This is a genomic window from Aestuariibius violaceus, assembly GCF_040779325.2.
Lineage (GTDB): Bacteria > Pseudomonadota > Alphaproteobacteria > Rhodobacterales > Rhodobacteraceae > Aestuariibius > Aestuariibius violaceus.
Genome location: NZ_JBFONT020000004.1, coordinates 204,721 through 231,407, shown reverse-complemented (window position 1 = coordinate 231,407; position 26,687 = coordinate 204,721). Strand labels below are relative to the sequence as shown.

At 64.3% G+C, this 26,687-nt stretch carries 28 protein-coding genes; 14 read left to right on the top strand and 14 right to left on the bottom strand.

All coding sequences use genetic code 11. The annotated features are described in order from the left end of the window. Window positions 1-13: 13 nt before the first annotated feature. The 3 genes from AADZ90_RS15040 to AADZ90_RS15030 are packed head-to-tail and all read left to right on the top strand — an operon-like array spanning window position 14 to window position 2,488. A complete protein-coding gene (locus tag AADZ90_RS15040) occupies window positions 14-952 on the top strand; it encodes a bifunctional riboflavin kinase/FAD synthetase (protein WP_367310707.1) in 939 nt (312 codons plus the stop codon). Beyond that, entirely contained in the window at window positions 945-1,430 is a 486-nt protein-coding gene (locus AADZ90_RS15035; RefSeq protein WP_367310708.1) for a YcgN family cysteine cluster protein, read from the top strand. Before AADZ90_RS15040 ends, AADZ90_RS15035 begins: the two co-directional genes overlap by 8 nt. Further along, window positions 1,430-2,488, top strand: a complete 1,059-nt coding sequence (locus tag AADZ90_RS15030; RefSeq protein WP_367310709.1) for a threonine aldolase family protein — start codon at window positions 1,430-1,432, stop codon at window positions 2,486-2,488. Before AADZ90_RS15035 ends, AADZ90_RS15030 begins: the two co-directional genes overlap by 1 nt. On the opposite strand, the gene AADZ90_RS15025 is transcribed toward AADZ90_RS15030, so the two are convergent. Further along, window positions 2,485-3,225 (bottom strand): alpha/beta fold hydrolase, encoded by a 741-nt coding sequence (locus AADZ90_RS15025; protein WP_367310710.1) that lies wholly within the window; start codon window positions 3,223-3,225, stop codon window positions 2,485-2,487. The genes AADZ90_RS15030 and AADZ90_RS15025 overlap by 4 nt on opposite strands. A gap of 3 nt (window positions 3,226-3,228) precedes the next feature. Then, on the bottom strand, window positions 3,229-3,828 hold the full coding sequence (locus tag AADZ90_RS15020) for a 2-hydroxychromene-2-carboxylate isomerase (RefSeq protein WP_367310711.1): 600 nt from the start codon (window positions 3,826-3,828) through the stop codon (window positions 3,229-3,231). 100 nt (window positions 3,829-3,928) lie between these two features. Here AADZ90_RS15020 and AADZ90_RS15015 point away from each other — a divergent pair, with 100 nt between their 5' ends. After that, window positions 3,929-4,945 carry a ribose-phosphate pyrophosphokinase gene (locus AADZ90_RS15015; protein WP_367310712.1) on the top strand — a complete coding sequence of 339 codons (1,017 nt, stop codon included), beginning with the start codon at window positions 3,929-3,931 and terminating at the stop codon, window positions 4,943-4,945. Between the two features lie 10 nt (window positions 4,946-4,955). On the opposite strand, the gene AADZ90_RS15010 is transcribed toward AADZ90_RS15015, so the two are convergent. The 6 genes from AADZ90_RS15010 to AADZ90_RS14985 all read right to left on the bottom strand — a co-directional run bounded on the left by AADZ90_RS15010 (window position 4,956) and on the right by AADZ90_RS14985 (window position 10,285). Then, window positions 4,956-5,303 (bottom strand): H-type lectin domain-containing protein, encoded by a 348-nt coding sequence (locus AADZ90_RS15010; protein WP_367310713.1) that lies wholly within the window; start codon window positions 5,301-5,303, stop codon window positions 4,956-4,958. A 104-nt stretch (window positions 5,304-5,407) separates the two neighbouring features. Next, complete coding sequence (locus tag AADZ90_RS15005; protein ID WP_367310714.1) at window positions 5,408-5,851, bottom strand: F0F1 ATP synthase subunit epsilon; 444 nt, start codon at window positions 5,849-5,851, stop codon at window positions 5,408-5,410. Between the two features lie 10 nt (window positions 5,852-5,861). Then, the gene (atpD, locus tag AADZ90_RS15000; protein ID WP_367310715.1) at window positions 5,862-7,286 is read right to left on the bottom strand and encodes a F0F1 ATP synthase subunit beta; all 1,425 of its coding nucleotides are present in this window, start codon (window positions 7,284-7,286) and stop codon (window positions 5,862-5,864) included. 18 nt (window positions 7,287-7,304) lie between these two features. Further along, window positions 7,305-8,180 carry a F0F1 ATP synthase subunit gamma gene (locus tag AADZ90_RS14995; RefSeq protein ID WP_367310716.1) on the bottom strand — a complete coding sequence of 292 codons (876 nt, stop codon included), beginning with the start codon at window positions 8,178-8,180 and terminating at the stop codon, window positions 7,305-7,307. A gap of 6 nt (window positions 8,181-8,186) precedes the next feature. After that, window positions 8,187-9,725 carry a F0F1 ATP synthase subunit alpha gene (gene atpA / locus AADZ90_RS14990; RefSeq protein WP_367310717.1) on the bottom strand — a complete coding sequence of 513 codons (1,539 nt, stop codon included), beginning with the start codon at window positions 9,723-9,725 and terminating at the stop codon, window positions 8,187-8,189. Beyond that, on the bottom strand, window positions 9,725-10,285 hold the full coding sequence (locus AADZ90_RS14985) for a F0F1 ATP synthase subunit delta (RefSeq protein WP_367310718.1): 561 nt from the start codon (window positions 10,283-10,285) through the stop codon (window positions 9,725-9,727). The genes atpA and AADZ90_RS14985 overlap by 1 nt, the downstream gene beginning before the upstream one ends. A gap of 277 nt (window positions 10,286-10,562) precedes the next feature. Between AADZ90_RS14985 and AADZ90_RS14980 the strand changes: the two genes are divergently transcribed. Then, entirely contained in the window at window positions 10,563-11,186 is a 624-nt protein-coding gene (locus AADZ90_RS14980; protein ID WP_367310719.1) for a VOC family protein, read from the top strand. 291 nt (window positions 11,187-11,477) lie between these two features. On the opposite strand, the gene AADZ90_RS14975 is transcribed toward AADZ90_RS14980, so the two are convergent. Beyond that, window positions 11,478-12,254 carry a class I SAM-dependent methyltransferase gene (locus AADZ90_RS14975; protein ID WP_367310720.1) on the bottom strand — a complete coding sequence of 259 codons (777 nt, stop codon included), beginning with the start codon at window positions 12,252-12,254 and terminating at the stop codon, window positions 11,478-11,480. 61 nt (window positions 12,255-12,315) lie between these two features. Here AADZ90_RS14975 and gloB point away from each other — a divergent pair, with 61 nt between their 5' ends. After that, the gene (gene gloB, locus AADZ90_RS14970) at window positions 12,316-13,083 is read left to right on the top strand and encodes a hydroxyacylglutathione hydrolase (RefSeq protein ID WP_367310721.1); all 768 of its coding nucleotides are present in this window, start codon (window positions 12,316-12,318) and stop codon (window positions 13,081-13,083) included. Between the two features lie 200 nt (window positions 13,084-13,283). Next, window positions 13,284-15,608 (top strand): ATP-dependent Clp protease ATP-binding subunit ClpA, encoded by a 2,325-nt coding sequence (gene clpA, locus AADZ90_RS14965; RefSeq protein ID WP_367310722.1) that lies wholly within the window; start codon window positions 13,284-13,286, stop codon window positions 15,606-15,608. Window positions 15,609-15,781: 173 nt separating this feature from the next. Here the strand turns inward: clpA and AADZ90_RS14960 are convergent, their stop codons facing one another. Then, complete coding sequence (locus AADZ90_RS14960) at window positions 15,782-16,663, bottom strand: LysR family transcriptional regulator (RefSeq protein ID WP_367310723.1); 882 nt, start codon at window positions 16,661-16,663, stop codon at window positions 15,782-15,784. 94 nt (window positions 16,664-16,757) lie between these two features. Here AADZ90_RS14960 and AADZ90_RS14955 point away from each other — a divergent pair, with 94 nt between their 5' ends. After that, entirely contained in the window at window positions 16,758-17,246 is a 489-nt protein-coding gene (locus AADZ90_RS14955; protein WP_367310724.1) for a nuclear transport factor 2 family protein, read from the top strand. Between the two features lies 1 nt (window position 17,247). Here AADZ90_RS14955 and AADZ90_RS14950 read toward each other — a convergent pair whose 3' ends face one another. After that, entirely contained in the window at window positions 17,248-18,240 is a 993-nt protein-coding gene (locus AADZ90_RS14950) for a TraB/GumN family protein (RefSeq protein ID WP_367310725.1), read from the bottom strand. Window positions 18,241-18,478: 238 nt separating this feature from the next. Here AADZ90_RS14950 and groES point away from each other — a divergent pair, with 238 nt between their 5' ends. Both groES and groL read left to right on the top strand, forming a co-directional pair. Continuing rightward, entirely contained in the window at window positions 18,479-18,790 is a 312-nt protein-coding gene (groES, locus tag AADZ90_RS14945) for a co-chaperone GroES (RefSeq protein WP_367310726.1), read from the top strand. A 57-nt stretch (window positions 18,791-18,847) separates the two neighbouring features. After that, complete coding sequence (groL, locus tag AADZ90_RS14940; protein WP_367310727.1) at window positions 18,848-20,488, top strand: chaperonin GroEL; 1,641 nt, start codon at window positions 18,848-18,850, stop codon at window positions 20,486-20,488. 55 nt (window positions 20,489-20,543) lie between these two features. On the opposite strand, the gene AADZ90_RS14935 is transcribed toward groL, so the two are convergent. After that, a complete protein-coding gene (locus AADZ90_RS14935; RefSeq protein ID WP_367310728.1) occupies window positions 20,544-21,515 on the bottom strand; it encodes a Hint domain-containing protein in 972 nt (323 codons plus the stop codon). 366 nt (window positions 21,516-21,881) lie between these two features. Between AADZ90_RS14935 and AADZ90_RS14930 the strand changes: the two genes are divergently transcribed. From AADZ90_RS14930 to AADZ90_RS14920, 3 genes are all read left to right on the top strand, one after another. Further along, a complete protein-coding gene (locus AADZ90_RS14930; protein WP_367310729.1) occupies window positions 21,882-23,069 on the top strand; it encodes an acyltransferase family protein in 1,188 nt (395 codons plus the stop codon). Window positions 23,070-23,239: 170 nt separating this feature from the next. Further along, window positions 23,240-23,776, top strand: a complete 537-nt coding sequence (locus AADZ90_RS14925; protein ID WP_367310730.1) for a hypothetical protein — start codon at window positions 23,240-23,242, stop codon at window positions 23,774-23,776. Between the two features lie 12 nt (window positions 23,777-23,788). Further along, window positions 23,789-24,625 carry a DMT family transporter gene (locus tag AADZ90_RS14920; protein ID WP_367310731.1) on the top strand — a complete coding sequence of 279 codons (837 nt, stop codon included), beginning with the start codon at window positions 23,789-23,791 and terminating at the stop codon, window positions 24,623-24,625. Here the strand turns inward: AADZ90_RS14920 and AADZ90_RS14915 are convergent. Then, entirely contained in the window at window positions 24,591-25,028 is a 438-nt protein-coding gene (locus AADZ90_RS14915; RefSeq protein ID WP_367310943.1) for an NUDIX domain-containing protein, read from the bottom strand. The genes AADZ90_RS14920 and AADZ90_RS14915 overlap by 35 nt on opposite strands. Window positions 25,029-25,117: 89 nt before the next feature. Between AADZ90_RS14915 and AADZ90_RS14910 the strand changes: the two genes are divergently transcribed. Further along, complete coding sequence (locus AADZ90_RS14910) at window positions 25,118-25,837, top strand: alpha/beta fold hydrolase (protein ID WP_367310732.1); 720 nt, start codon at window positions 25,118-25,120, stop codon at window positions 25,835-25,837. A gap of 64 nt (window positions 25,838-25,901) precedes the next feature. Here the strand turns inward: AADZ90_RS14910 and AADZ90_RS14905 are convergent, their stop codons facing one another. Further along, window positions 25,902-26,615 (bottom strand): M48 family metallopeptidase, encoded by a 714-nt coding sequence (locus AADZ90_RS14905; protein ID WP_367310733.1) that lies wholly within the window; start codon window positions 26,613-26,615, stop codon window positions 25,902-25,904. Window positions 26,616-26,687 lie beyond the last annotated feature (72 nt).

Below are 26,687 nucleotides of genomic sequence, written 5' to 3'. Positions count from 1 at the left end.
CTACGCCACATTCATGCGGATCGTGCGCGACATCACCAAGATCACGCCGGAAGATCGTGGCGCTGCCGCCGCCATCGGCAATTTCGACGGCGTCCATCTGGGCCATCAGGCGGTGATCGACCTTGCCCGCAAGGCTGCCAAGGCGCAGAACGCGCCGCTTGGCATCATGACGTTCGAACCCCATCCCCGCAGGTTTTTTGCCCCTGATATCAAACCTTTCCGCCTGATGGACGCCCGCGCCAAGGCCCATCGACTGGAAAAGCTCGGCGTCGACATCCTTTACGAGGTTCCCTTCAACGAAACCCTGGCCGCCCTGACGGCCGAGCAGTTCGCCGGACAGATCATCCATGACGCCCTCGGCCTCTCTCATGTCGTCGTCGGCGCGGATTTCCGCTTCGGGAAGGGGCGGCAGGGGGATGCCGACACGCTGATATCCTTCGGGAAAACTCATGGATTCGAGGTCTCCATCGCCGAGATGGTCGGCACCCCGGTCGGCGAGGTCTCGTCCACCAATATCCGCCAGGCCCTTTCCGAAGGGCGCCCGGACGATGCGGCGGCGATGCTCGGCCACTGGCACCGGATCGAAGGCATCGTCATCCATGGCGAAAAGCGCGGCCGCGACCTGGGCTATCCCACCGCGAACCTGGCGATGGACGACCTGCACTTGCCTGCCTTCGGCGTCTACGCGACGATGGTCGACGTTCTGACGGGGCCGCATAAGGGCAGCTATTCCGGTGCCACGTCGATCGGCATTCGCCCGATGTTCGGCGAGAACACCCCGAATTGTGAAACCTACATCCTTGATTTCAAAGGTGATCTTTACGATGCCGAAATCTCCGTCGCCCTCGTCGAATTCCTTCGTCCGGAAGAGAAATTCGACAGCCTCGACGGCCTGATCCACCAGATGGAGGCCGACTGCATCCGCGCCCGCGAGGTTCTGCAGGATGCCTGACAGCGCCGCCCCCTCGCCCACCCGCACCGGCCTGCGCGACCGCTACTGGGACCGCATCCCGATGGACGAGATGACGTCCGCGGAATGGGAGGCCCTGTGCGATGGCTGCGGCAAATGCTGTCTCAACAAGCTGGAGGACGAAGAGACCGGTCAGGTGGAACTGACCCGCGTCGCCTGCCGCCTTTTCGACGACACGACCTGCCGCTGCCGTCATTACGAGACGCGGCACGATTATGTCCCTGAATGCATTCAGCTTTCCCCCAAGACGATCACGACGCACATGTACTGGCTGCCCCAGACCTGCGCCTACCGTCTGATCTGGGAGGGTCGGGACCTTTACGACTGGCACCCGCTGATCTCGGGCGATGAAGCGTCGGTGGCGCGGGCGGGCGTCTCTGTCCGCGACAGGACGATCTCGGAAGAAGACGTGCCGAACGAAGATGATTGGGACGATCACATCATAGAGGAGCCCGTCTGATGCATTTCGCTTCCGACAACACAGGCCCCGTCCATCCCAAGGTGATGGAGGCGCTGGTGAAGGCCAACGAAGGCTACGCGATGCCCTACGGTGCCGATCCGGGGATGGTCCGAGTGACGCAGACGCTGCGCGACATATTCGAGGCGCCGGAGGCGGCTGTCTATCTCGTTCCCCTTGGGACGGCGGCCAATTCGCTGATCCTGGCCTGTCTATCGCAGCCGTGGGAGACGATTTTCTGCCACAAGACCAGCCACATACAGGAAGACGAGTGCAACGCGCCCGAATTCTACACCGGCGGGACGAAGCTGACCCTGATCGACGGGGCGGCGGGCAAGATGGACCCCGGGGCGCTTCGCTCTGCCATCGCGGCCGAGGAAGGCCGGGGCGTCCACGGCCCGCAGCGCGGCCCCATCTCGATCACCCAGGCGACCGAGAAGGGCGCGGTCCACAGCCTTGATGAGATCCGCGCGATCACCGACATCGCCCGCTCCTTCGGGCTGAAAACCCATATGGACGGGGCCCGCTTCGCCAATGCGCTTGTCCATCTTGGCTGCAGCCCGGCCGAGATGACGTGGAAGGCGGGCATCGATGCGGTCAGCTTCGGCGGGACCAAGAACGGCCTGATGGGCGTCGAGGCGGTGGTCTTCTTCGACCCCTCCCACGCCTGGGAGTTCGAACTGCGGCGCAAGCGTGGGGCGCAGCTGATCTCAAAGCATCGTTACCTCTCGGCCCAGATGGAAGCCTATCTGACCGGCGATCTCTGGCTCGACCTTGCGCGCAGGGCGAATGCAGCCGCGAAGCGTCTGTCGGAGGGGCTCTCGGCGGTTCCCGACATTCGGCTCCATCACGAGGTGCAGGCGAACCTCTTCTTCGCCGATCTCCCCCGGCGCCTGCATCGCCGTCTGCATGAGGCTGGCGTTGAATACTACCTCTGGGAGGGCGATCTCGACGGTCCCGATCCGGATGAGCCGCTGACGGCCCGCTTCGTCGCCGACTGGTCGGCAGCAGAGAGCGATACGGACGCCCTCCTGGCCCTGCTCGCGCCCGAGACCGTTTAGCGCGGCTTTGGTTGCAGGAGGTCGGCGACCACACCCGGATGGGTGATCGGAAGCATATGCCCGGCACCGTCGACGATATCCCGACTTGCCCCTTGGATCCGGCGGGACAGTTCCCCCTGGATCGCGCCGACAACCTGAGGCGACGCTGCGCCTTCGATCAGATGCACCGGCATTTTGAGCGCCTCCAACCGCCCCGGCCGGAGCAGGTCCGCCCGATCCTCCTCAATCGCGGGGGCGCCTGCGGGGATCAGGTGAATGCGGTCGACAAGGTATTGCCGCTGTGCCTGGGGGATCCGCCCCCAGGGCATCCCGGCGCCCCATAGCTCGGTGAAGATGCGCGCTGCGCTTTCCCTGTCGCCATTGGCCATCGCGGCGAGGAACGGCTGAAAGGCCAACGCATGCACGTTATAGGCAGGATCGCCAGCCTCCCGCGCGGCGGCGAAGAAGACCGGTTCTATCAGGGTCAGATGGGCGACGCGCCGGGGCGCTTCGACCGCGAGGCGCAGGGCGACGGTGCCGCCGAACGAGTGGCCGACCAGCGCCACGGGCTGTTCCGGCAAGGCTGACAGCGCCGCATCCAGCGCCTGATCCTGATAGTCCTGTGCCGCGTCCCAATCCGGCGCCTGGCCGTGGCCCGGCAGCTCGATCAGGATCGGATCATCCTCGCCCAGGGCCTTCAGCAGCGGCGCCCAGACCCCGTTATGGGCGAGCGAGCAATGGATGAATGCGCGCCGCACCCCTTAGAGACGGCCCGCCAGATGCGCATCGAGGTCGTCGAGCCGGTCCTGACCCCAGAACCGCTCGTCCCCGTCGGTGATGTAGAAGGGGGCGCCGAACGCCCCGCGGGACACGGCCTCTTCCAGGTTCGCGGCGTAGGTCTCGGCCCCGGACAGGAGGCCGCTGTCGGCGAGCCCCGGATCGAAACCGGCGGCCTCGAGGCAGGCCTTGATGACGTCGTCTTGCGCGATGTCCTTTTCCTCGGCCCAGCAGGCGCGGCAGATGCCGTGGACCAGCGTGCCCAGATCGCCGCCGCCCTCTTTCTGCGCGGCGATGATGGCGTAGGAGGACGGCGCGGGATTCGTGGGCCAGTGCGCGGGCTGCAGGTTGAGCTTGAGACCCGCCTTCGTGCCACCCCGCCGCAGCTCCTGCAGGCGATAGGCCTTGCGGTTTTCGTGCCGGTCCTTCGGGGGCACGCCGCCCGTCCGCCCGAACAAGGCAATGATATCAAGCGGTTTGTAGGTGATCGTCGCCCCGTGGCGCCCCGCAATCTCTTCCAGCCGGGTGCCCGCCAGATAGGTGAACGGCGAAATTGTCGCGAAGAAGTAATCGATATGCGCCATTGTTTCCCCCCTTTTTCTTGCGCCACGCTAACCCCGTGCTAAGCCGTGTCAACGTCACGAATCCGTCACGAAAGATCGTTGCGGCCCCGGGGAGATTACGATGGCAAATGTTCAGGAGCCCAAACTTATTTCCGGGAACGCGAACAGGCCGCTGGCGCAGGCGGTGGCGCGGCGGATGTCGATGCATCGCGGGATTACCGTCGGTCTTGTCGATGCCCGCGTCGAACGCTTCAACGATATGGAGATCTTCGTCGAAGTGTTCGAGAATGTGCGCGGCGAGGATATGTTCATCATCCAGTCGACCTCGAACCCGGCCAACGACAACCTGATGGAACTGCTGATCATGTCGGATGCGCTGCGCCGGTCGTCGGCGGCGCGGATCACGGCCGTGATTCCCTATTTCGGCTATGCGCGGCAGGACCGCCGCACCAAGGCCCGCACGCCGATCACGGCCAAGCTGGTGGCCAACATGATCGCCGAGGCGGGGATAGAACGGGTGCTGACGATGGATCTGCACGCCGCCCAGATCCAGGGCTTCTTCGACCTGCCGGTCGACAATCTTTATGCCTCGCCGATCTTTGCGCTCGATATCCTGCATCATTTCCAGAAGATGGACGACGTGATGGTCGTCTCGCCCGATGTGGGCGGCGTGGCCCGCGCGCGGGAGCTGGCCCAGCGGATCAAGGCGCCGCTGTCGATCGTCGACAAGCGGCGGGAAAAGGCAGGCGAAGTGGCCGAGATGACGGTGATCGGCGATGTGGCAGGCAAGCGGTGCATCATCGTCGACGACATCTGCGACACGGCCGGGACGCTTTGCAAGGCAGCCGAGGTGCTGGTCGAGAACGGCGCGACCGAGGTCCATTCCTACATCACCCATGGGGTCCTCTCCGGCCCGGCGGTCGAGCGGATTACGAAATCGGTCATGAAGTCGCTGGTCATCACCGATTCGATCGAGGCTTCAGCGGCGACCAAGGCGGCCCCGAATATCCGGATTGTGCCGACCGCGCCGATGTTCGCCCAGGCCATCCTGAATATCTGGAACGGCACCAGCGTGTCTTCCCTCTTTGAGACGAACACGCTCGAGCCGATCTACGAAGGGTTCTATACCGCTGCCTGAGACGGTGCGGTCAGACGTCCCAGCCGTCTTCATCGAAGAGCGACCCTATCGCGATCCAGCCGGCCCGGACGCGCGCGATTTTGGTGTCTTCCCACGTCTTCAGAAGCAGCGTGAAACCGTCCCGTGTGACGTTCACGGCTGAAAGATCGATCCGCGCGTTTTTCCCGCCGGCGATGTCCCACATGCTGAGATTTGCCTGAACGACCGGGGGCTCTCGAAAAGGTTGAGAAAATGCCACTTCGCTCTGCACCGAGCGCGGGCCCTCGCCGGCCCACATCTCACCGCCATTTGCAAAATCCGAGAATAGAACAACCTCGCCCTGATCAACCCCGATCACAGGCGAAAACAACTGCTTCATGACTTACCCTCCCGGCTGAACAGCCTAACATCCGGAAAGAAAGAGCAAAGTCAAAAAGCAAAAGGCCCCACAAATGCGGGGCCTTCCGTGGCAAGATCTCTAAATCACAGGTTGGGTTGCTTGGTCGAAAGGCCGATGTGATCCCCGATCGCAACCATGTCGGAGAGGAGCTTGGCCGCCTCATCCACAGGCCCCGGCAGGTTCTCTTTCTGCGCGGCTTCTTTCTTGGCGTCGTAGGCGGCCTGTGCCTCGGCAACCATCGCCTCGTACTCTTCCTGGGTCACCTCCTGCCGCGGCAGAGCCTTCTCGGCCAGCACGGACAGACCTTCGGAGGTGATCTCGGCAAATCCGCCCGAGACGACATACTCGTCCGTCTCACCACCGTGGGCGACCCGCAGGATACCCGGCCGCAACGTTGTGATGACCGGGGCGTGGTTTGCCATGACAGTCATATCGCCATTGCTGCCCGGGATCTGCACCTCGCTCGCCTCGACGGAGGCGAGGCGCCGTTCGGGGCTGACCAGATCGAATTGCATCGTGTCGGCCATCTTGCCCTCCTCAGGCGGCGTCCGCCGCCATCTTCTCGGCTTTCGCCTTCACGTCGTCGATGCCGCCCACCATGTAGAAGGCGCCTTCGGGCAGGTGGTCGTATTCGCCGGCGACAACCGCCTTGAACGAGGCGATCGTGTCTTCGATCGGCACCTGAACACCGGGCGATCCGGTGAAGACCTCAGCAACGTCGAACGGCTGGCTGAGGAAGCGCTGGATCTTCCGGGCGCGGGCCACGGTCAGCTTGTCCTCTTCGCTAAGCTCGTCCATCCCGAGGATCGCGATGATATCTTGCAGCGACTTGTAGCGCTGAAGGATCCCCTGGACGTCACGGGCGACGCCGTAATGCTCTTCTCCGACGACCGCCGGGTCGAGGATCCGCGACGTGGAATCGAGCGGGTCCACGGCCGGGTAGATCCCAAGCTCGGAGATTGCGCGCGACAGAACCGTCGTTGCGTCGAGGTGGGCGAAGGATGTGGCCGGGGCGGGGTCAGTCAGGTCGTCCGCGGGCACGTAGATCGCCTGCACCGAGGTGATCGAGCCGTTCTTGGTCGAGGTGATCCGTTCCTGCAAAGCGCCCATATCGGTCGCCAGCGTCGGCTGGTAGCCCACGGCAGAGGGGATGCGGCCCAGAAGCGCCGACACCTCGGACCCGGCCTGGGTGAAGCGGAAGATATTGTCGACGAAGAACAGAACGTCCGTGCCGGACTGGTCGCGGAACTGTTCGGCCATGGTCAGGCCGGACAGGCCGACGCGCATCCGGGCGCCCGGCGGTTCGTTCATCTGGCCGTAGACGAGGGCCACCTTGGATTTCGTCAGGTCGTCGGCATTGATGACGCCGGATTCGATGAATTCGTAGTAAAGGTCGTTGCCCTCGCGGGTCCGCTCGCCCACCCCGGCGAAGACCGAGTAGCCCGAGTGCACCTTGGCGATGTTGTTGATCAGTTCCTGGATCAACACCGTCTTGCCCACGCCGGCGCCGCCGAAGAGACCGATCTTGCCGCCTTTGGAATAGGGCGCGAGCAGGTCGATGACCTTGATGCCCGTGACGAGGATTTCAGACGACGTCGATTGCGATTCAAAATCGGGCGCGTCGCCGTGAATCGAGCGGTGGTCGTCGGCGCCGATCGGGCCCTTTTCGTCCACCGGTTCGCCGACCACGTTCATGATCCGGCCCAGCGTTGCGTCGCCCACGGGGACGCGGATCGGGCCGTCGGTGTCCTTCACCTCCTGGCCGCGTACCAGACCTTCGGTCGCGTCCATCGCGATCGTGCGGACAGTGTTTTCGCCCAAATGCTGCGCAACCTCGAGAACGAGGCGCGATCCGTTGTTATCGGTCTCAAGCGCGTTCAGGATCTCCGGCAGGTGATCCTCGAACTGCACGTCGACGACGGCGCCGATGACCTGGGTCACTTTGCCTTTTGCGTTTGCCATTGTCCGGTCTCCGGTTCCTTAGAGCGCCTCGGCGCCCGAAATGATTTCGATCAGTTCGTTGGTGATGACCGCCTGACGCGAGCGGTTGTATTCGATGGTCAGCTTGTCGATCATCTCGCCCGCGTTGCGGGTCGCGTTGTCCATGGCCGACATCCGCGCGCCCTGTTCGCCCGCACCATTCTCCAGCAAGGCGGAGAAGATCGCGGTGGCGACGCCGCGGGGCAACAGATCGGCAAGGATCTCCTCCTCGCTCGGCTCGTACTCATAGAGCGTGGAGCTGTCCTCGGCCACCTCTTCCGGCGCCTCGTAGGGGATCAGCTGCTGCTCGGTCGGGATCTGGCTGACGACGTTCTCGAACTTGGAGTAGAAGAGCGTCGCCACGTCGAACTCCCCGTCGTCGAAGCGGGCGAGGATGTCGCGCGCCACGTTCTGGGCGTCGACATAGCCGACCCGCTTGACCTCGGTCAGGTCGATATGACCCACGAAGGCATCGGACCAGTCGCGCCGCAGGACATCGCGGCCCTTCTTGCCGACGGTCAGGAACTTGACCGTCTTGCCCGCCGCTCTCAGCTCCTTGGCCTTGGCTTTGGCCAGCTTCGCGATATTGGCGTTGAACCCGCCGCACAACCCGCGCTCGGCCGTCATGACGACCAGCAGGTGGGTCTCGTCCGACCCGGTGCCCGCCAGCAGCTTGGGCGCACTGTCGCTGTCGCCGACGGATGCGGCAAGCCCCGCCATCACGGCATTGAACCGTTCGGCATAGGGGCGGGCCATCTCGGCCGCCTCCTGCGCGCGGCGCAGCTTGGCGGCGGCGACCATCTGCATCGCCTTGGTGATCTTGCGGGTCGACTTGACCGTCTCGATCCGGTTTTTGAGATCCTTAAGGGAAGGCATCGCGGATTATCCGAAGTCCTTGGCGAACTCGTCGATCGCCGCTTTCACCTTCTCTTCCGCATCTCCCTTGATCTTCGGGTCCTCGTTCGTGATGTGATCGAGAACGTCTTTCCGCTTGGTCCGCAGGTGGTGCAACAGCCCCTCCTCGAACTTGCCGACCTGATCGACCTTGAGGTCATCCAGATAGCCGTTCGTGCCGGCATAGATGACACAAACGATCTCAGCATTGGTTAATGGCGCGTATTGCGGCTGTTTCATCAGCTCGGTAAGGCGCGCGCCGCGGTTCAGCAGGCGTTGCGTGGACGCGTCAAGATCGGAGCCGAACTGGGCGAACGCCGCCATTTCGCGATATTGGGCAAGCTCCAGCTTGACCGGACCGGCGACCGATTTCATGGCCGAGGTCTGGGCGGAAGAGCCCACGCGCGACACCGAGAGGCCGGTGTTCACGGCGGGGCGGATGCCCTGGTAGAACAGTTCCGTCTCGAGGAAGATCTGGCCGTCGGTGATCGAGATCACGTTGGTCGGAATAAAGGCCGAGACGTCACCGCCCTGGGTTTCGATGATCGGCAGCGCCGTCAGCGAACCGCCGCCGTTATCCTCGTTCAGCTTGGCCGACCGCTCCAGCAGGCGGGAGTGGAGGTAGAACACGTCGCCCGGATAGGCCTCGCGGCCCGGCGGGCGGCGGAGGAGGAGCGACATCTGGCGATAGGCCACGGCCTGCTTGGAGAGGTCATCGTAAACGATGAGGGCGTGCCGGCCGTTGTCGCGGAAGAATTCGGCCATCGCTGTCGCCGTGTAGGGGGCGAGGTACTGCATCGGCGCCGGTTCGGAGGCCGTTGCAGCGACCACGATCGAGTAGTCGATGGCGCCCGTTTCCTCGAGCTTTTTCACCAGCTGGGCCACGGTCGACCGCTTCTGCCCGATGGCGACGTAGACGCAGTAGAGCTTCTTCGATTCGTCGTCGCCCGCGTCGTCGTTGTAGCTTTTCTGGTTGAGCATCGTGTCGAGCGCCACGGCGGTCTTGCCGGTCTGACGGTCACCGATGATCAACTCGCGCTGGCCGCGACCGATCGGGATCATGGCGTCGATGGCCTTGAGGCCGGTGGCCATGGGCTCGTGCACGGATTTGCGGGGGATGATGCCGGGCGCCTTGACGTCGGCGACACTGCGCTGCGACGTCTCGATCGGGCCCTTCCCGTCGAGCGGATTGCCCAGGCCATCGACGACCCGGCCCAGAAGGGCGTCGCCCACCGGCACGTCCACGATGGACTTCGTGCGCTTGACGGTATCGCCTTCCTTGATGTCCCGGTCCGAGCCGAAGATCACGACGCCGACATTGTCGGATTCGAGGTTCAGCGCCATGCCCCGGATCCCGCCCGGAAACTCGACCATTTCACCGGCTTGACAATTGTCGAGGCCGTAGACCCGCGCGATACCGTCACCGACGCTCAGCACCCGGCCGACCTCGGCCACCTCGGCCTCCTGGCCGAAATTCTTGATCTGGTCCTTGAGGATCGCGGAGATTTCCGCAGCTTGGATCGCCATTAGCGGGCCTCTTTCATGGTGTTCTGGAGCGCGTCGAGCCTGGAGCGGATCGAGGTGTCGATCATCTTCGAGCCGACCTTGACGACAAGACCGCCGATGAGGCTTTCATCGACGGAGGAATTCAGTTTGATATCGCTGCCAAAGCGCTCTTTGAGCACTTTGACGAGCTTGTCGGACTGGGCCTTGGTCAGCGCCTTGGCGGCGACGACATCCGCCGTGATCTCGCCCTTGGCGTTCGCGATCTTCTCGCGCAGCTGGGCGATCAGGGCGGGCACGACGAACAGACGACGGTTCTGGGCCATCAGGCGCAGCGTGTTGGTCATCGTGGCACTGAGGCCCATCTTTTCCGCCACGGCGCCGATCGCCTTCTCCTGCTGGTCCCGGCTGTAGATGGGCGAGGTCAGCAGCTGCTTGAGGTCATCGCTTTCGTCCACGGCCGCAGAGAGGGCATCGACGTCCTTCTCCAGCGTGTCGAGCGACTTCTGTTCCTGGGTCAGTTCGAAGATGGCGGAGGCATAACGGCCGGCAATGCCAGTTGAAATCGACGCTGTTTCCGACACGAGCACCCTTCCGATCGTCTGGCCGGCGGGTGAGGGTCCGCACGGCGCTTTGTCGGGGGATATAGGTGGTCCCCCGGGAAAATCAGGGGCGATGTAACAGAGGGTTCTGGACGCCGCAACCGCCACGATGGGGCAAAGGTGTATGGTGGGGAAATGGGTGGAAAGGCTTGTAAATACGGGACGTCTCCCACGGCGCGCGGCGATTGCCGTGGGAGGAGCCGCCGCGCTATCAGGGCGCGACCTTTTGTCATTTCAGGGCCGTTTGCGGGAGGATTCGATGCAGATCACCTTTGACCATCTGGCCGTCACCGCCCCGTCGCTGGAGGCGGGCCTGGCCCATGTCGAGGCGCGGCTGGGGCTGATCGTGCCGCCGGGCGGGGCGCATCCGCGGATGGGAACGCATAACCGGCTGATGCGGCTTTTCCCGGACGAGTTCCTTGAAATCATTGCGATAAACCCCGAGGCGTCCGCGCCCGACAGGCCGCGCTGGTTCGGGTTCGACCGGATTGGCGGGGCGCCGGCCCGGCTATCCACCTGGCTTTGCCGGTGCGAGGATCTGGATGCGACGCTGGCCGCTTTGCCCGAGGGGATGGGCGAGCCGCTTGAGATGACGCGGGGCGATCTGCGCTGGCGGATCGCGGTGCGCCCGGATGGGGAGCTGCCGTTCGGCGGGGCCTTTCCCACCTTGATCGAATGGCCGATGCGGCCGTTTCCGGGGGCGGCGATGGCGGATCTGGAATGCCGGCTGGAGCGGCTGGAGATCCGGCATCCGAAGGCTTCGGAGGTCGCCGGGCTGCTTGAGCCGCAGTTTCAGGATGACCGGATTACGTTCGAGCGAGCAGACGAGGTTGCTCTGCGCGCGGAGATCGGGACGCCGGAGGGGACGCGGTTGCTCGTCTAGCTCGCCAAAGGTCTTAACGGATCGTTGTGGGTGCATATGACGCCCCCCGGGATGGTCGCGAATCGGGGGTTAAGCGCGGAGAACCAGGCGAAATGAGGAGGCGGCATTCGGGCCGCATTGGGTCGGCATCACGTCGGAGGGCGTGAGGCTGGAAAGCGTGGTTAACGGTGCGGCCGGTCGGTTTTGGTAAGTGTCTGTTAAGGTCGCATAGGTGGCGGTTTATGGATCGGGAGGTGCCTCTTTCTGCGAAGGGGAGGGTCAGACGCGACCCTAATCGAGTCGCAGAGATGCCTACTTAGTGGATGTGCGCCGCGCCGGTTCCGGCTGCGGGCTCCCGATGCCTTCGAGCACCCGCAGGGGGCGGCGGACGGCCTCGGGCAGGCCGGGGCGTGTGGGGGCGGCGACCTGCTTGCTGGCCTCCACCATCAGCACACCACCTGCCGCCACGGCGGGCAAGGCCCGGCCGACCCGTTCGAGCATGCCGCCGGTCTTGAGCCAGAACCGCTGGTCGGTCGGTGGCTGGTAGAGCGCAGAGGCCACGGTTTCGGTGACGAAGCGGTGCTTGGCCAGCTGATCCTCCAGCTGCGAGGTCGAATAGGGCCGCCCGAAGCCGAAGGGCGTCCGGTCGCGGCGCGCCCAGATCCCGGCGCGGTTCGGCACGATGAAGAGTGCCCGCCCGCCGGGGCCGAGGGCGCGCCAGCATTCATCCAGCAAAGCTGGCGCATGATCCGACGTCTCGAGCCCGTGGAGCAGCACCAGACGGTCTACCGTGCCCGTATTGACCGGCCAGAGGGTGTCTTCGCACAGAACGCTGACATTGGCCTCGCCCGCGGGCCACGGCATCACGCCCTGCGGCCCGGGCATCAGCGCGATGGTTCGGCGCGCGGTTTTGAGGTATGGTCTGAGCAGCGGAACGGCGAACCCGAACCCCGCGACGGTCTGGCTGCGCAAGATATCCTCTTCGGCGGGCCAGATCTGCAGAAGGCGGTCACGGATCACGCGTTGGACGGCGCGGCCAAGGGCGCTGCGATAATAAAAGCGCCTTAGGTCCAGCACATCGAGATGCATTCAGGAACCGCCTCAGACCGTTCGGGTTGACCTGAAGATAATCATCGTGGACCAAATAGCCATGCCCCTGCACATCCTCACCGTTCCGTGCCTTTCAGACAACTATGCCTACATCCTTCATGACGATGTGACGCGCCGCACCGCGCTGGTCGACGCGCCGGAGGTCGAACCCATCCGCGAGGTGCTGGTGGGCCACGGTTGGGAGCTGTCGGATCTGCTGATCACCCATCACCACCCCGACCATATCGACGGCGTGGAAGAGCTGCACCGGATCTACGATTGCCGGGTGATCGGCGCGCAGGCCGACCAGAAGCGTCTGCCGCCGCTGGACATCGCCGTGGGCGAGACGGATGTGGAGGCTGTTGCGGGCGAAGAGGTCCATATCCTCGACGTGCCCGGCCATACGATCGGCCATATCGCCTTTTACATGCCGGGGGCGCAGGCGCTTTTTTCGGCCGACAGCCTGATGTCCTGCGGCTGCGGACGGCTGTTCGAAGGCACGCCCGCACAAATGTGGGAGAGCCTTCTGAAGATGCGGAAGCTGCCGGACGACACAACCGTCTATTCCGGCCACGAATATACCGAGACGAACATCCGCTTCGCCCTGACGCTTGAACCTGACAGCGATGCACTTATCTCTCGTCAGCGGACGGCAGAGGCGCTGCGCGCCGACGACAAGCCGACCGTTCCTGTTTCCCTCGCCGAAGAGAAACGCACCAACCCGTTCCTGCGGGCCGACGATCCGACGCTGAAAGAGGCGATCGGGATGGCCGATGCCTCTGACGTGGAGGTCTTTGCCGAGATCCGCAAACGCAGGGACAACTTCTGACGGATTGCGCGGCTTTCGGGCTGTGGGTTTGGTCGGTTTGGAGGCATCATGGACCCGATCACGGGGAAATGTGACCACCTGAACAAAGAATCTCCTTGAAGAGCGGTTATTAAAACCGAACTTTAAGATGTAAGAGGCCACGGTCAGGACGGGGCCCGTCAGACGCCCCCCGCCGACCCCGATCTAGAGGAGCACGCGACGTGCCGTCTTTCTCGTCCACGCTTGAGCAGAGCATCCATTCCGCGCTGGCCATCGCCAATGCGCGCAACCATGAACTTGCCACGCTGGAGCATCTGTTGCTCTCGCTGATCGATGAACCCGACGCGGCGCGCGTCATGAAGGCCTGCTCTGTGGACCTCGAAGAACTGCGCAAGACGCTGCAGGAATTCATCGAGGACGAACTTTCCAACCTTGTGACCGATGTCGAAGGGTCCGAAGCGGTGCCGACCGCCGCGTTCCAGCGGGTGATCCAGCGCGCGGCGATCCATGTGCAATCCTCCGGACGGACGGAAGTGACCGGCGCGAACGTGCTGGTCGCGATCTTCGCCGAACGCGAATCGAACGCCGCCTACTTCCTGCAGCAGCAGGATATGACGCGGTACGATGCGGTGAACTTCATTGCCCATGGGGTGGCCAAGGATCCGGCCTATGGCGAAAGCCGCCCGGTGACCGGCGCCAGCGATATCGAGGAAGAGGCGCAGGCGGCTGATCCCGGGGAAGAAAAGGAATCGGCGCTCGCCAAGTATTGCGTGGACCTGAATGCCAAGGCCCGGCGCGGCGATGTCGACCCGCTGATCGGCCGCGACCACGAGGTCGAGCGCTGCATCCAGGTGCTCTGCCGCCGCCGGAAGAACAACCCGCTGCTGGTGGGTGATCCGGGCGTTGGCAAGACGGCGATTGCCGAGGGGCTGGCGCGCAAGATCGTCGATGGCGAAACGCCGGATGTCCTGGAATCGGCGACGATCTATTCGCTCGACATGGGCGCCCTGCTGGCCGGGACGCGCTATCGCGGTGATTTCGAGGAGCGGCTGAAAGCGGTCGTGTCGGAGCTTGAGGAGCATCCCGATGCCGTCCTCTTCATCGACGAGATCCATACGGTGATCGGCGCCGGGGCGACGTCGGGCGGGGCGATGGATGCCTCGAACCTGCTGAAGCCTGCGCTTCAGGGCGGCAAGCTGCGCTGCATGGGCTCGACCACCTACAAGGAATTCCGCCAGCATTTCGAGAAGGACCGCGCATTGTCCCGCCGGTTCCAGAAGATCGACGTGACCGAGCCGTCGGTCGAGGATGCGGTGAAGATCCTGCGCGGGCTCAAGCCTTATTTCGAGGACCACCACTCGATCAAGTACACCTCCGACGCGATCAAGACCGCGGTGGAGCTGTCGGCACGCTATATCAACGACCGCAAGCTGCCCGACAAGGCGATCGACGTGATCGACGAGGCGGGCGCGGCCCAGCACCTTGTCGCGGAATCCAAGCGCCGCAAGACCATCGGCACGAAAGAGATCGAGGCGGTGGTGGCCAAGATCGCGCGGATCCCGCCCAAGAACGTCTCGAAGGACGATGCGGAGGTGCTGAAGGATCTGGAGAAGACGCTCAAACGCGTCGTCTTCGGCCAGGATGCCGCGATCGAGGCGCTGTCGTCGGCCATCAAGCTCAGCCGTGCGGGTCTGCGCGAGCCGGAGAAGCCCATCGGCAACTACCTGTTCGCGGGCCCGACCGGCGTCGGCAAGACCGAGGTCGCCAAGCAGCTCGCCTCGACCCTCGGGGTGGAGCTGATGCGGTTCGACATGTCGGAATACATGGAGAAGCATGCCGTCAGCCGCCTGATCGGCGCGCCTCCGGGCTATGTCGGCTTCGACCAGGGCGGGATGCTGACCGACGGTGTCGACCAGAACCCCCATTGCGTCCTCCTGCTCGACGAGATCGAGAAGGCGCATCCGGATGTCTACAACATCCTGCTGCAGGTCATGGATCACGGGAAGCTGACCGACCATAACGGCCGGACGACAGATTTCCGCAACGTGATCCTGATCATGACCTCGAATGCGGGTGCCGCGGAACTGGCCAAGGCCGCCATCGGTTTTGGCCGCGACCGGCGCGAGGGCGAGGATACGGCCGCGATCGAGCGGACCTTCACGCCGGAATTCCGCAACCGTCTGGATGCGGTCATCTCCTTCGCGCCGCTGCCGAAGGACACGATCCTGCAGGTGGTCGAGAAGTTCGTCCTTCAACTCGAGGCACAGCTGATCGACCGCAACGTGACGATCGAACTGACCAAGCCCGCCGCTGAATGGCTGGCCGAAAAGGGCTACGACGACAAGATGGGCGCGCGTCCCCTGGGCCGCGTGATCCAAGAGCACATCAAGAAGCCGCTGGCCGAAGAGCTGCTGTTCGGCAAGCTCGCCAAGGGCGGCAACGTGCGGGTCGGCATCAAGGACGGCAAGCTGGATCTGAAGATCGAAGAGCCGGAGAAGGCCCGCATCGGCAAGGGCGACAAGCCGCCCCTTCTGACGGCCGATTGAGTCCACCATAGGCGTTGACAGGAAAGGCCGTTTCCCAAGGGAGCGGCCTTTTTCATATCACGGGACCGCGACACGCCACGCATGCCGGTCGCACGACGTTCGCCCTCGCCCGCCGATGCCGGAGGGCGCTGGGCTTGCCGCGTCCGAAAGGGACGACCGGATCGGGGGCGGGGTCAGTCGCCGAGTGCCTGAAGCTCCAGGCGGAGGGCGTCGACGAAGCGCCGCACTTTCGGGAGGTTCGCCCGGGCGGCTGTGGTGAAGGCGTTCACCTCGATTTCGGCCAGGCTCCAGCCGGGGAGGATGGGGATCAGCGGATCGGGCGTCAGAAAGCTGGGGAGCATCGCGAGGGCGAGGCCGCGGGCTGCCGCGTCGCGGATGGCGGAGATATCGTTGGTGACGAGCCGCTTTTCGACACGGATGCGCTCTACCTTTCCGCCGCGGATCAGCGTGAGCGGTTCATCGGTCAGGCGGGGGGCGAGCATGGCCACGGGAGCGCCCGACAGATCGCGCGGCTCGGTTATCGGTGGCCAGCCGGGCGGGGCAACGAGCCGGGGGCGGGTTTTTCCGAGGCTGAAAAGATGGAGACCGGTATCGGGGAGGCGGCCGAGGCGGATGGCGAGGTCGACGCCGTCTTGTATCAAGGCGGTTCCGGCGGTGGTCAGGTGAAGATCGATTGCGACCTCGGGATAGCGTTCCAGATAGTCGACGGCGACCCGCTGCACCACGGCCTGGCCGAGGATCACGGGGGCAGTGACGCGCAGGGTGCCGGAGGGTTCCTTGCGGGTGGCGGCAAGCACGGCGCCTGCGGCTTCGGCCTGATCGAGCATGGGGCGGGCGCGATCGAAGACCTCCCGCCCGGCTTCGGTCAGGGCGATCCGCCTCGTCGTACGCTCGAAGAGCGAGACGCCGAACTGGTGTTCCAGTTTTGCGATCCGTCGGCTGATGGTGGCCTGCGGGATCTTTGTCGTACGAGCCGCGGCGGTTAAACCGCCCGCCTCGGCCACGCGGACGAAGAGGGCGAGGTCGGCGACATGGCTGTCTATTAAGTCATTCATGAATGGATTATATCTGATTTGATGGGCTAATCCATTTTTGAAAGCGATCCATCTATGGCCGATAAGTGAAACCGACCATGGAGCATCGAGAACAATGAAAGCTTTTCTGAAATCCGCTGCTTTCGCTGGCGCACTGGCCATTTCGGGCCCTGCCTTTGCGCAGGAGTTGCCGTCTACGGAGGATCAACTGGCGATCCAGGCCCTGATTGCCGGGATGAACCGGGCGGTCGATAACGTGGATAACGACGCCTATCTGGACTTCTATGCCGACGAGTTCGTGTTCGATCCGGGCTTTGGAGAACAATACACGTCTCGTGATGGGATCAGGACTTTTCTCGAAGAGAACCAGGCGAGCGGTTTCATCGTGGGCAAGCGGCATGTCGCGACCAACCTGATGATGGAGCAGCAGGGCGATCGCATCGTCTCGACCTATTACCTGACGGTGCTGGAGCGGGAACAGGCGCCTGCCGTTGTCTCCACGGCACTGATCACGGACGAGTTCGCGGATGTGGGTGACGAGTGGAAAGTCGTACGCCACGTCACCTCGGTCGATCCCGGTATCTTCACGACGATGGAACAGTAGGTCAGCGGGCGAGTGAGGTGATGGTCCAGCCGCGGCGGGCGAGGAGGTTGAGGACGCCTTGTTCGCCCGGCAGGTGAAGGGCGCCGGCGGCGACGGCGATGTGACGGCGGCCCCGGGCGGCGTTTTCGATCACCGGGATCCAGGCCTCGTTACGGCGGGTGATCAGCAGGTCCTCGGTTTGATCCAGAAGCGCCTCGATCTCGGCCGCGCTGAGGTTCGGCAGTGTCCGCGCGGCGCGCTTCGACGTCTCCCAGATGCGGGCGGTTTCGCCATCGAAATAGGCGTCGACCATCGAGACGTGCTGGGCGCGGGCGATGTCTTCGTCGATCAGCGAGATCATGAGCTGCTCGATCTGCTCGTCCAGCGGGATCGTGTTGAAGAGGTTGAAGACGGTGTCGAAGCGTTCAAGCGAGGCGGTGGGGATGCTGCGTTCCGTCGCCTGTTGTTCCAGCCGCTTGTCGAGGCCGCCCTGGCCGCTGAGGAAACCTGGCATCGCGCAGGGCGGGACGGACAGCATGAGGGACAGGAACCACGGCTGGAAGCGGGAGCCCATCGCGGGAAGGATGTTGCGGTCCGACATGTGACGGGAGAGGCGCTGCCATTCATCCTCGGGCAGCCGTTCGGGGAGTGACGGGCCGGGGATCAGGAGCAGACGGGGGTCGCTCGCCAGCGCCTGCTGAAGGCGCGCCTCTTCGGCGGCGTCGGCTTCGAGGAGGAGGAGTTCCGCCGTGGCGAGACGATCGGACAGGGCATTGAGAAGCGTCCGGTGCCGACGATCGGGCAGGTGCATCGTACCGATCAGCGTGATCGTGGTGCCGCCCTGCCTGGCCTCCCATACGCGGCCGGTGCCGTAGGGCGTTGCCGCGGTGGCGGCGTTGATCGCGGCCTGATCCTGGGCGGAGAGGCTTTCGTAATAGCCCGTTCCGGTGCAGCGGGCGGCGGCGGCCTGGCTGAGGCCGAGCGCGAGAAACAGGGCGAAAAGCGTGCGGATCATGGGGATGTCCTTACTGCGGATTGGCGCGAAGGTAGGCGAGGTGCGCTGGCGGCTCAATAGGTGGCGGTCAAGCGGAAAAACAGGGCGCGGGCGGTGTTGACTCCTCCCATCGGGATTTCTACATGACCGGATGTTGGCACTCTCTATCGGGGAGTGCTAACGGGCTGGCGGAGCGCTTGGACCAAGGCTCTGCCATCGCTCAGGGAGCAATGAAACTTTGAGCCAGGGAGCTGCAAAGATGGCATTTACACCGCTTCACGACCGGGTGCTGGTGCGCCGTGTGGAAAGCGAAGAGAAAACCGCAGGCGGGCTGATCATTCCCGACAGCGCCAAGGAAAAGCCGGCGGAAGGCGAAGTCGTCGCCGTTGGTGCGGGCGCCAAGGACGATGACGGCGACCGGATTGCGATGGACGTCAAGGCCGGCGACCGGATCCTGTTCGGCAAATGGTCGGGCACCGAGATCACGATCGACGGTGAGGAGCTGCTTATCATGAAAGAGAGCGACATCCTCGGTATCCTCGACGGGAAAGCTGCCGCGAAGGCTGCCTGAAAGCCGCGCGTCATCACAAACCACCAACCGTAACTCCAGACATCAGGAGCACCATTCATGGCTGCTAAAGACGTCAAATTCGAAACCGATGCCCGCAATCGCATGCTGCGCGGCGTCAACATCCTGGCCGACGCCGTAAAGGTGACGCTAGGCCCCAAAGGCCGCAATGTCGTTCTCGACAAGAGCTTCGGTGCGCCGCGCATCACCAAGGACGGTGTGACGGTCGCCAAGGAGATCGAACTTGAGGACAAGTTCGAGAACATGGGCGCGCAGATGGTCAAGGAAGTGGCCAGCCGCACCAATGACGAGGCCGGCGACGGGACCACGACCGCCACGGTTCTGGCCCAGGCCATCGTCCGCGAAGGCATGAAGTCGGTTGCCGCCGGCATGAACCCGATGGACCTCAAGCGTGGCATCGACCTGGCTACGTCGAAGATCGTCGAGCAGATCCGCGGCATGGCGCGCGACGTGAACGACAGCGACGAAGTTGCGCAGGTCGGCACGATTTCCGCCAACGGCGAAGTCGAGATCGGCCGCCAGATCGCGGATGCGATGCAGAAGGTCGGCAACGAGGGTGTCATCACCGTCGAGGAGAACAAGGGCCTCGAGACCGAGACCGACGTGGTCGAGGGGATGCAGTTCGACCGTGGCTACCTGAGCCCTTACTTCGTGACCAATGCCGACAAGATGACGGCCGAGCTGGAAGACGCGATGATCCTTCTTCACGAGAAGAAGCTGTCGTCGCTGCAGCCGATGGTTCCGCTGCTCGAGTCGGTGATCCAGTCGGGCAAGCCGCTTCTCATCATCGCGGAAGACGTGGAAGGCGAGGCTCTGGCCACGCTGGTCGTCAACAAGCTGCGCGGCGGTCTGAAGATCGCGGCCGTCAAGGCGCCGGGCTTCGGCGATCGCCGCAAGGCCATGCTGCAGGACATCGCAATCCTGACCGGTGGTCAGGTGATCAGCGAAGATCTGGGCATGAAGCTGGAAAACGTCACGATCGACATGCTGGGCTCTGCCAAGCGGGTTTCGATCACCAAGGACGAAACCACCGTTGTTGACGGTGCCGGTGAGAAGGCCGAGATCGAAGCACGGGTCAACCAGATCCGTCAGCAGATCGAAGAGACCACGTCGGACTACGACCGTGAGAAGCTGCAGGAGCGGGTTGCCAAGCTCGCCGGTGGTGTTGCTGTCATCCGCGTTGGCGGCATGACCGAGGTCGAAGTGAAAGAGCGTAAGGACCGTGTCGATGATGCGCTGAACGCGACCCGTGCGGCGGTTCAGGAAGGTGTTGTCGTGGGCGGCGGTGTTGCGCTGGTCAAGGCGGCCATGTCGCTGGACGGCCTGAAGGGCGAGAACTCCGATCAGGATGCCGGTATCACGATCATCCGTCGCGCCATTGAGGCGCCGCTGCGCCAGATCGCCCAGAATGCGGGTGTCGACGGTGCGGTCGTTGCGGGCAAGATCCGCGAAAGCTCGGATGCGTCCTTTGGCTTCAACGCCCAGACCGAGGAATATGGCGATCTGTTCAAGTTCGGCGTGATCGACCCTGCAAAGGTCGTGCGCACCGCGCTGGAAGATGCAGCGTCGGTTGCCGGTCTGCTGATCACCACCGAAGCAATGGTGGCGGATGCGCCCAAGAAGGACGAACCGGCAGGCGCCGGGATGCCCGACATGGGCGGCATGGGCGGCATGATGTAAGCACGCCTGCCGTTCTGGCAGTCAGGGAAGGGGCCCGGTTCGGGCCCCTTTCTTTTTAGGCAACGGCGAGTTCCGGCATGACGGGGGCCGGCGCTGCCGCGGCCATCGCCGGAAGGTGTTCTGTGTAGTGCTGCCCGATGAGCCGCCCCTCCCACCCTTTGAGCGATGGGCGGGCGGAGGGCAGTTCGTCGGCGAAATCTTCGATCATGGCGAGCCCGCCGGCAAAGAGCATCGCCTGGCATCCGGGGACGAGTGTCTCGGACCAGATCCCGTCTGAGCAGACGATCTCGTGCGTGTCGAGCAGGAGGTGAATGTATTCGACCGGCCCGTCGATTGTCGCGCGGCGGATGCTCGACCCGTTCTGGAGGAGGTGAGCGGGTACGAGAACTTCCTCTTCCGCGAAGAGCATCTCAAACTCGTGCCCTCGCAAAAGAATGCGGTGCTGTGGAGAGACCGCGAAAGCCCGGGTGTTGCCGATGGCCCCGGCGTCGAAATGGATGGGTGTGTATTTCGGCATTCGGGAGACAAGTTGCTCTGACAACACACTGCGCGCGACGTCCCTGACACGGCAGGGGCCGTTGTCGAACGTATCGACCATGTCCCCGGGCTTGAGCGCCTCGACCGGACGAAGCGACCCGCCAGCACAGCGGATCAGGGTGCCCGGCGTGAAACAGATGATGAAGTCTTCGTTGATAGTGATGTCGTTGGCCGCGATCTGGCCGGTTCCAACAATGACACCGTCTTCGTTCGCGATAAGATAGGTGTTGAGCTGCAACGGGGGATCTTCGGTGCCGAAGGTTTGGGACGATGTCTGGGTAATTGTGAAACCGGGAGGCACGTTCAGCACCACGGTTTCAATGTTTCCGTCGTCAAGCAGAACATTCTGGGCGGACTGGATATCGAAGGTAAGCGAATTGACGTCGGGTGGCAGGTCGACCGTTGCAATCAGGGTGTTGTCTTCGCCGTTAGCAGGGAACGCAAAATTGAAGGATCCCGGTGAATCGATCGTCTCGTTGAATGTTGCCATCGTGAGCTCCTCGAAGGGCAAAAAACTAAGTTCGTCGATAAATTTCCTGCAGCCTGCCTCGTCTAGATTGTTTCCAAGGATTACCACTTAAACGAGAATTATGGTGGCTCAATATTCTATGATAGGCAGTTTTCTTCTCATTTAGGTTATTTTTTGAGCCGAATAATCTACTTAAGGTAGCTTTTTTGACTTGCTGGAGGCCGGATTCACGCGCGCGACTGTCTCTGAATGGGGAACACTGATGAGCCCGGGAGCGAAGAGACATGCATTGCGTGTCGGGCCGGGCGTAGTTGGGCGTTTTCCTTGCTGCGGGTGATGGCCTAGGGGAAGGACCGTTGTCTGGTCGAGAACTGCCGGGGGGTTTTTATGGAGCGTCGCTACGACATCGACCGGCTGCGGATCCTGCTGTTCGCGCTGCTGGTGCCGCACCACGCGGCGACGGGCTTTGTCGCGTTCGGAGAGCCGATATATGGACTGGTGAATGACCGGCTGGCGGGGCCGGGGCTGGAGCTGGCGATTTACTTCAGCCATGGCTGGCGGCTGCCGTCCCTGTTCGTCATCGCCGGGATCGGGACGGCGTTCGCAACGCGGCGCGGGGTGACAGGCGGGTTCATCGGCAAGCGGATGTGGCGGCTTCTGGTGCCGGTCGTCTTCGGCGTGCTGTTCCTGAACATGCTGTCGGGCTATGCGCTCTACCGGGCGGGGGCGGTGACGAGCGGGGTAGCCGCCGTACCGGCTGGTCCGGCTTTGGGGTTTTTCGCCTTCTGGTGGGAGTGGCTGAGCCATCCGCGGCTCAATCACGTGCATCATCTGTGGTTTCTGCTGAGCCTTGCGGCCTACACGCTGATCCTTTGGCCGGTGATGCGGCTGCGGGAGCGGATCGCGGGGTGGACGGTTTCAGCCCCGGCGCTGCTGGCGGCGATTGTTCTGGTTGTGACGTTCATCGCGATAACCGCCAAACCGTTCGGGGCGGCGGTGGCGGGGGAGGGGTATCAGTTTCCCTGGTATCTCGGGATCTTTGCCGGGGGGTATCTGATCGGGATCCACGCGGAGCGGGTTCTGGCCGTTCTGGAGCGGCGGGCGTTCTGGTTTCTGGGGCTCGGGGTGCTGACCTTTGCCACGGAGGTGGTGCTTTTGGGGGCAGGGCTTGAGGGATCGGAGGCATACGGCGTGGCGCTGGCCGAAGGCGGATGGGCGGCGCAGGGGATTGCGCCCGCCTACGGCGCGCTGCCTGTCGCCTTTGCGGCAGTCGAAGGCGCGAATGCCTGGATGTGGGCCTTTGCCGTGATGGGTCTGGCGGCGCGATATCTGCGGCGGCCCGGACGGGCGTTGTCCTGGCTGACGCGCGCGGTGTTTCCATTTTATGTGCTGCACTTTCCGGTGGTGCTGATCGGGCTGTCGATGCTGGCGCAGGTGGCGTGGCCCTGGGGGTGGGAGCTGCTTTTGCTGATCGTGGGGACGTATCTGGTGACGGGGCTGGTTTACCTCGTAGCGCTTCAGACGGGGCGCGCTGTGGTGCTGATCGGCGGGCGCGCGGTGGCGACGGCGCCCTGAGATCCGGGCGGGGCGACTGCGCTTTCGGCTGCGCCTTAGCGACACCCGCCCGCCCGGCCTTCGGGGACGTTCCGCGGGGTGGCGAATGTTACGGTTCGTCACCGAAGCGTGGTTTGTTCAGGAGCGCGGGCTGCGCCTAGGTTGGGTCTGACTGATCCCGGAGAGTTGCCATGAGACGTTTCGCCTTTGCCCTTCTGCTTGTTTTCGCAGCGCCGGTTGCCGCGCAGGAGGGGCCGGAGTTCTCGGTGACAGAGCCGCCGATGACGCTGGAGCGCATGGCGCGGATTGCTGAGGCGTTGGACCCGGAAGCGCGGGCGCAGGGGAATGTGATCGAGCTGACGATCGATGATATTCCGGTACTGATCGTGACCGATCCCTTGGCGGATCGGATGCGCGCGATGGTGCCGATCCGGTCGGCGGACGGGCTGAGCAACGACGAGCTGATGCGGCTGATGCAGGCGAATTTCGACAGTGCCCTGGACGCGCGCTATGCGGTGGCGAACGGGCGGCTTTGGAGTGTGTTCATTCATCCGCTGTCGCCGCTCAAGCGGGATCAGTTCATCAGCGGGATCGGGCAGACCATCAATGTCGCGACGACCTATGGCTCGCTCTATACCGGGGGTGCGATGCAGTTCGGGGGCGGGGATAGTCAGCCGTTGCAGCGCCAGCTGATCGACCGGCTGCTGGAGAAGGGCGAAGAGATCTGACATCTCTGCCGGATGCGGATCTTTCTACTGACGGCAGTGACGATGGTCGCGTTCGCGGCCAATTCCGTGCTGAACCGGATGGCCTTGGATGGGGGCGCGATCGGGCCTGCGGCCTTTGCGGCTGTGCGGCTGGTCTCGGGCGCCCTGATGCTGGCCGCGCTGGTTCTGTGGCGCGGGCGGGCGCGGTTTGCGTTCCGGCCTGTGGGAGCGGGGGCGCTGGCCGTCTACATGCTGGGATTTTCCTTCGCCTATGTGAGCCTCGATGCCGGGCTGGGGGCGTTGATCCTGTTCGGCGGTGTGCAGGTGACGATGTTTGCCGGCGCGGTTCTGTCGCGGGAGGCGATCCCGCTGCTGCGCTGGCTTGGGGCCGGGGTGGCACTGGCGGGGCTGGGCTGGTTGCTGGCGCCCGGGGCCGCGTCGCCGGATCTTTGGGCGGCGGGGCTGATGCTGGCCGCGGCGGGCGGCTGGGGCGTCTATTCGCTGCTGGGGCGCGGGGCGGCGGATCCGCTGGGGGAGACGGCGGCGAATTTCCTGTGGGCGGCGCCGGTGGCCTTGCTTCTGTGGGTCTTCGTGGCGGATGGGACGAGCTGGCGCGGCGTCGGGCTGGCGGTTCTGTCGGGCGCGGTGACGTCCGGGCTGGGCTACGCGCTGTGGTACCGGATCCTGCCGCAGCTGGGCGCGAGCCGGGCGGCCGTGGCGCAGCTGACGGTGCCGGTGATCGCCGCCGCCGGCGGAGTGCTGCTGTTGGGTGAGGTCATCGGGCCGCGGCTGCTGCTTGGAGGCGCGCTGGTGCTGGGAGGCGTTTTGCTGTCGCTTAGCGCAGGATCGGTTCGAGCGGGTCGTAGGTGAGGGTGCTGTCCTCCCAGGCGAGGCGGGGGAGGGTGTCGGGCTTGATGCGGAGGGTTGCGGCTTCGTCCCGCGTGACCCAGCGGCGCTGGGTGACGATGCCTTCGGGGTCGGTCCAGTCGGCGTGGGGGTCGCCCGAAACGAACGTGCAACGGAAGGTGATTTCGATCTGGTGGAAGGCGCGTTCGGGGTCGTGGAACTCGTTGACGAGAGCGGGGGCGCCGACGGCGACGGTGAGACCGGTTTCCTCGTGGATCTCGCGGGCGAGGTTGTCCGGCAGCGAGGCGTGCGGTTCGACGCCGCCGCCGGGCGCGCACCAGAGGTCGCCGCGGCCGCGATAGGCGTTGACGAGGAGGAGGCGGTTCTCAAGCAGGAGAAGGCCGCGGACGGCGAGGCGGATCGGCATGGCGCCGAGAGTGGCGCGGCGCAGGGGCAGCTGCAAGCGACGCAGCGTGCCGGATAGGCAGACCGGTGATTCGGCCTTATGTGCGAAGGATGAGATTTGTTCTGGCCTTTCTGGTGCTCTTGCCGTCGGCAGTCGCGGCGGAGTGTGTCGTGCTGCTGCACGGGCTCGCGCGGACCTCGCTGTCGCTGACGGTGATGGGCGAGGTGCTGGAGGCGGAGGGGTATCGCGTGGTCGCACCGTCCTACCCGTCGACGGAGGCCAAGATCGGGGCGCTGGTGTCCGCCACGGTGCCGCAGGCGGTCGCGGCCTGCGACGGCGACGTGACCCATTTTGTGACCCATTCTATGGGCGGGATCCTCGTTCGGGCCTGGCTGGCGGAGAACCCGATCGAGCAGATGGGGCGGGTCGTGATGCTGGCGCCGCCCAATCAGGGGTCAGACCTGGTGGACGTGTTCGGAGACTACCCGCCGTTCGAGTGGATGAACGGGCCGGCGGGGATGCAACTGGGGACAGGCGACGATGCAGTGCCGCTGCAGCTACCGCCGCCCGATTACACGGTCGGGGTGATCGCCGGGGACCGGTCGGTGAACCCTGTGACGTCGGCTGTGATCGCCGGGCCGGACGATGGCAAGGTGTCGGTCAAGGCGACGCGGATGGAGGGGATGGCGGACCATATCGTGCTGCCCGTGAGCCATACCTTCCTGATGAACAATCCGATCGTGATCGCGCAGGTGCTGGCTTTCCTCGAGACCGGAGCGTTCGACCACGACCTGACATTTCTGGACGTGGTGTTCGGGACGGAAGACTAACGCTTCTCATGTCCCGGGATGAAGAAAGGCGAGGGAGCATACCCTCGCCTTTCTTGCGTTCCAATCAGAGACCGGCGGCGACCCGTTGGACCGTAGCCATACGTTCGGCATTGGGCGGGTGGGTGCCCAGGAAGCGGTCGCCGGGATCGGGGATGCGGCTGAAGAAGGCGGCGCCGCGGAGGGGGTCGTAGCCCGCGCGGGCGGTGATGACGGTGCCGAGGGCGTCTGCCTCGAGCTCGAACTCCTTGGAGAAGGTGCGCGCGCCGACGGCCGCACCGAGCTGCTGGGCGGTGCGGACGCTCGCCCCGCTGTCGCCGAGCGTGGTGGCGAGCTGACCGAGGACGGTCGCGCCGACCGTCGCGGCCTGGCGCTGGCGGGCGAGGTGGCCCTCGATATGGTGGGCCGCTTCGTGGCTCATCACGAAGGCGATTTCGTCCTGGTTACGGGTGTCGGCGATCAGCGCGAGTGTGAAACCGATCACCGGGCGACCGTTACGGTCGAGCGTCTGGAAGGCGTTCGCGGGCACGCCGGGGCGGTCGTCGACCACGATCAGGAAGTCGCAGTTGAAGGTGGGCTGGCGCTGGCGGCAGTAGGATTCGGCAACGGGTTCGACCCGGCGGACCACGGCGGCGAAGTTGCGCGTGGCCGTCTGCAGGTCGATGCGGTCGGCCTGGGGTTGGGGCAGGGCGGCCGGGGCCGGTGCTGTCGTTGGCCCAACCGGGGCGCAGGCCGCGACCAGGACAAGGCTGGCAGCGAGGAGGCTGGCGAGACGGATCATGGGGGTCTCCTGTAATCTTTTGTCCTTATCGTAGCAGCGGATGCGTCGGTGACCAGTGATAGGGATGTGAAC

Coding starts and splice junctions, on each gene's coding strand:
- gloB (WP_367310721.1), top strand. CDS start 12,316: ATGCCCCTGCACATCCTCACCGTTCCGTGCCTTTCAGACAACTATGCC.
- AADZ90_RS14950 (WP_367310725.1), bottom strand. CDS start 18,240: ATGATCCGCACGCTTTTCGCCCTGTTTCTCGCGCTCGGCCTCAGCCAG.
- AADZ90_RS14975 (WP_367310720.1), bottom strand. CDS start 12,254: ATGCATCTCGATGTGCTGGACCTAAGGCGCTTTTATTATCGCAGCGCC.
- AADZ90_RS15030 (WP_367310709.1), top strand. CDS start 1,430: ATGCATTTCGCTTCCGACAACACAGGCCCCGTCCATCCCAAGGTGATG.
- AADZ90_RS14935 (WP_367310728.1), bottom strand. CDS start 21,515: ATGGCAACATTCAACGAGACGATCGATTCACCGGGATCCTTCAATTTT.
- AADZ90_RS14980 (WP_367310719.1), top strand. CDS start 10,563: ATGCAGATCACCTTTGACCATCTGGCCGTCACCGCCCCGTCGCTGGAG.
- AADZ90_RS15015 (WP_367310712.1), top strand. CDS start 3,929: ATGGCAAATGTTCAGGAGCCCAAACTTATTTCCGGGAACGCGAACAGG.
- AADZ90_RS14905 (WP_367310733.1), bottom strand. CDS start 26,615: ATGATCCGTCTCGCCAGCCTCCTCGCTGCCAGCCTTGTCCTGGTCGCG.
- AADZ90_RS15035 (WP_367310708.1), top strand. CDS start 945: ATGCCTGACAGCGCCGCCCCCTCGCCCACCCGCACCGGCCTGCGCGAC.
- AADZ90_RS14915 (WP_367310943.1), bottom strand. CDS start 25,028: ATGCCGATCCGCCTCGCCGTCCGCGGCCTTCTCCTGCTTGAGAACCGC.
- AADZ90_RS14925 (WP_367310730.1), top strand. CDS start 23,240: ATGAGACGTTTCGCCTTTGCCCTTCTGCTTGTTTTCGCAGCGCCGGTT.
- AADZ90_RS15040 (WP_367310707.1), top strand. CDS start 14: ATGCGGATCGTGCGCGACATCACCAAGATCACGCCGGAAGATCGTGGC.
- AADZ90_RS14995 (WP_367310716.1), bottom strand. CDS start 8,180: ATGCCTTCCCTTAAGGATCTCAAAAACCGGATCGAGACGGTCAAGTCG.
- AADZ90_RS14960 (WP_367310723.1), bottom strand. CDS start 16,663: ATGAATGACTTAATAGACAGCCATGTCGCCGACCTCGCCCTCTTCGTC.
- AADZ90_RS14930 (WP_367310729.1), top strand. CDS start 21,882: ATGGAGCGTCGCTACGACATCGACCGGCTGCGGATCCTGCTGTTCGCG.
- AADZ90_RS15005 (WP_367310714.1), bottom strand. CDS start 5,851: ATGGCCGACACGATGCAATTCGATCTGGTCAGCCCCGAACGGCGCCTC.
- groES (WP_367310726.1), top strand. CDS start 18,479: ATGGCATTTACACCGCTTCACGACCGGGTGCTGGTGCGCCGTGTGGAA.
- AADZ90_RS15020 (WP_367310711.1), bottom strand. CDS start 3,828: ATGGCGCATATCGATTACTTCTTCGCGACAATTTCGCCGTTCACCTAT.
- groL (WP_367310727.1), top strand. CDS start 18,848: ATGGCTGCTAAAGACGTCAAATTCGAAACCGATGCCCGCAATCGCATG.
- AADZ90_RS15010 (WP_367310713.1), bottom strand. CDS start 5,303: ATGAAGCAGTTGTTTTCGCCTGTGATCGGGGTTGATCAGGGCGAGGTT.
- AADZ90_RS14955 (WP_367310724.1), top strand. CDS start 16,758: ATGAAAGCTTTTCTGAAATCCGCTGCTTTCGCTGGCGCACTGGCCATT.
- atpD (WP_367310715.1), bottom strand. CDS start 7,286: ATGGCAAACGCAAAAGGCAAAGTGACCCAGGTCATCGGCGCCGTCGTC.
- AADZ90_RS14920 (WP_367310731.1), top strand. CDS start 23,789: ATGCGGATCTTTCTACTGACGGCAGTGACGATGGTCGCGTTCGCGGCC.
- atpA (WP_367310717.1), bottom strand. CDS start 9,725: ATGGCGATCCAAGCTGCGGAAATCTCCGCGATCCTCAAGGACCAGATC.
- AADZ90_RS14910 (WP_367310732.1), top strand. CDS start 25,118: ATGAGATTTGTTCTGGCCTTTCTGGTGCTCTTGCCGTCGGCAGTCGCG.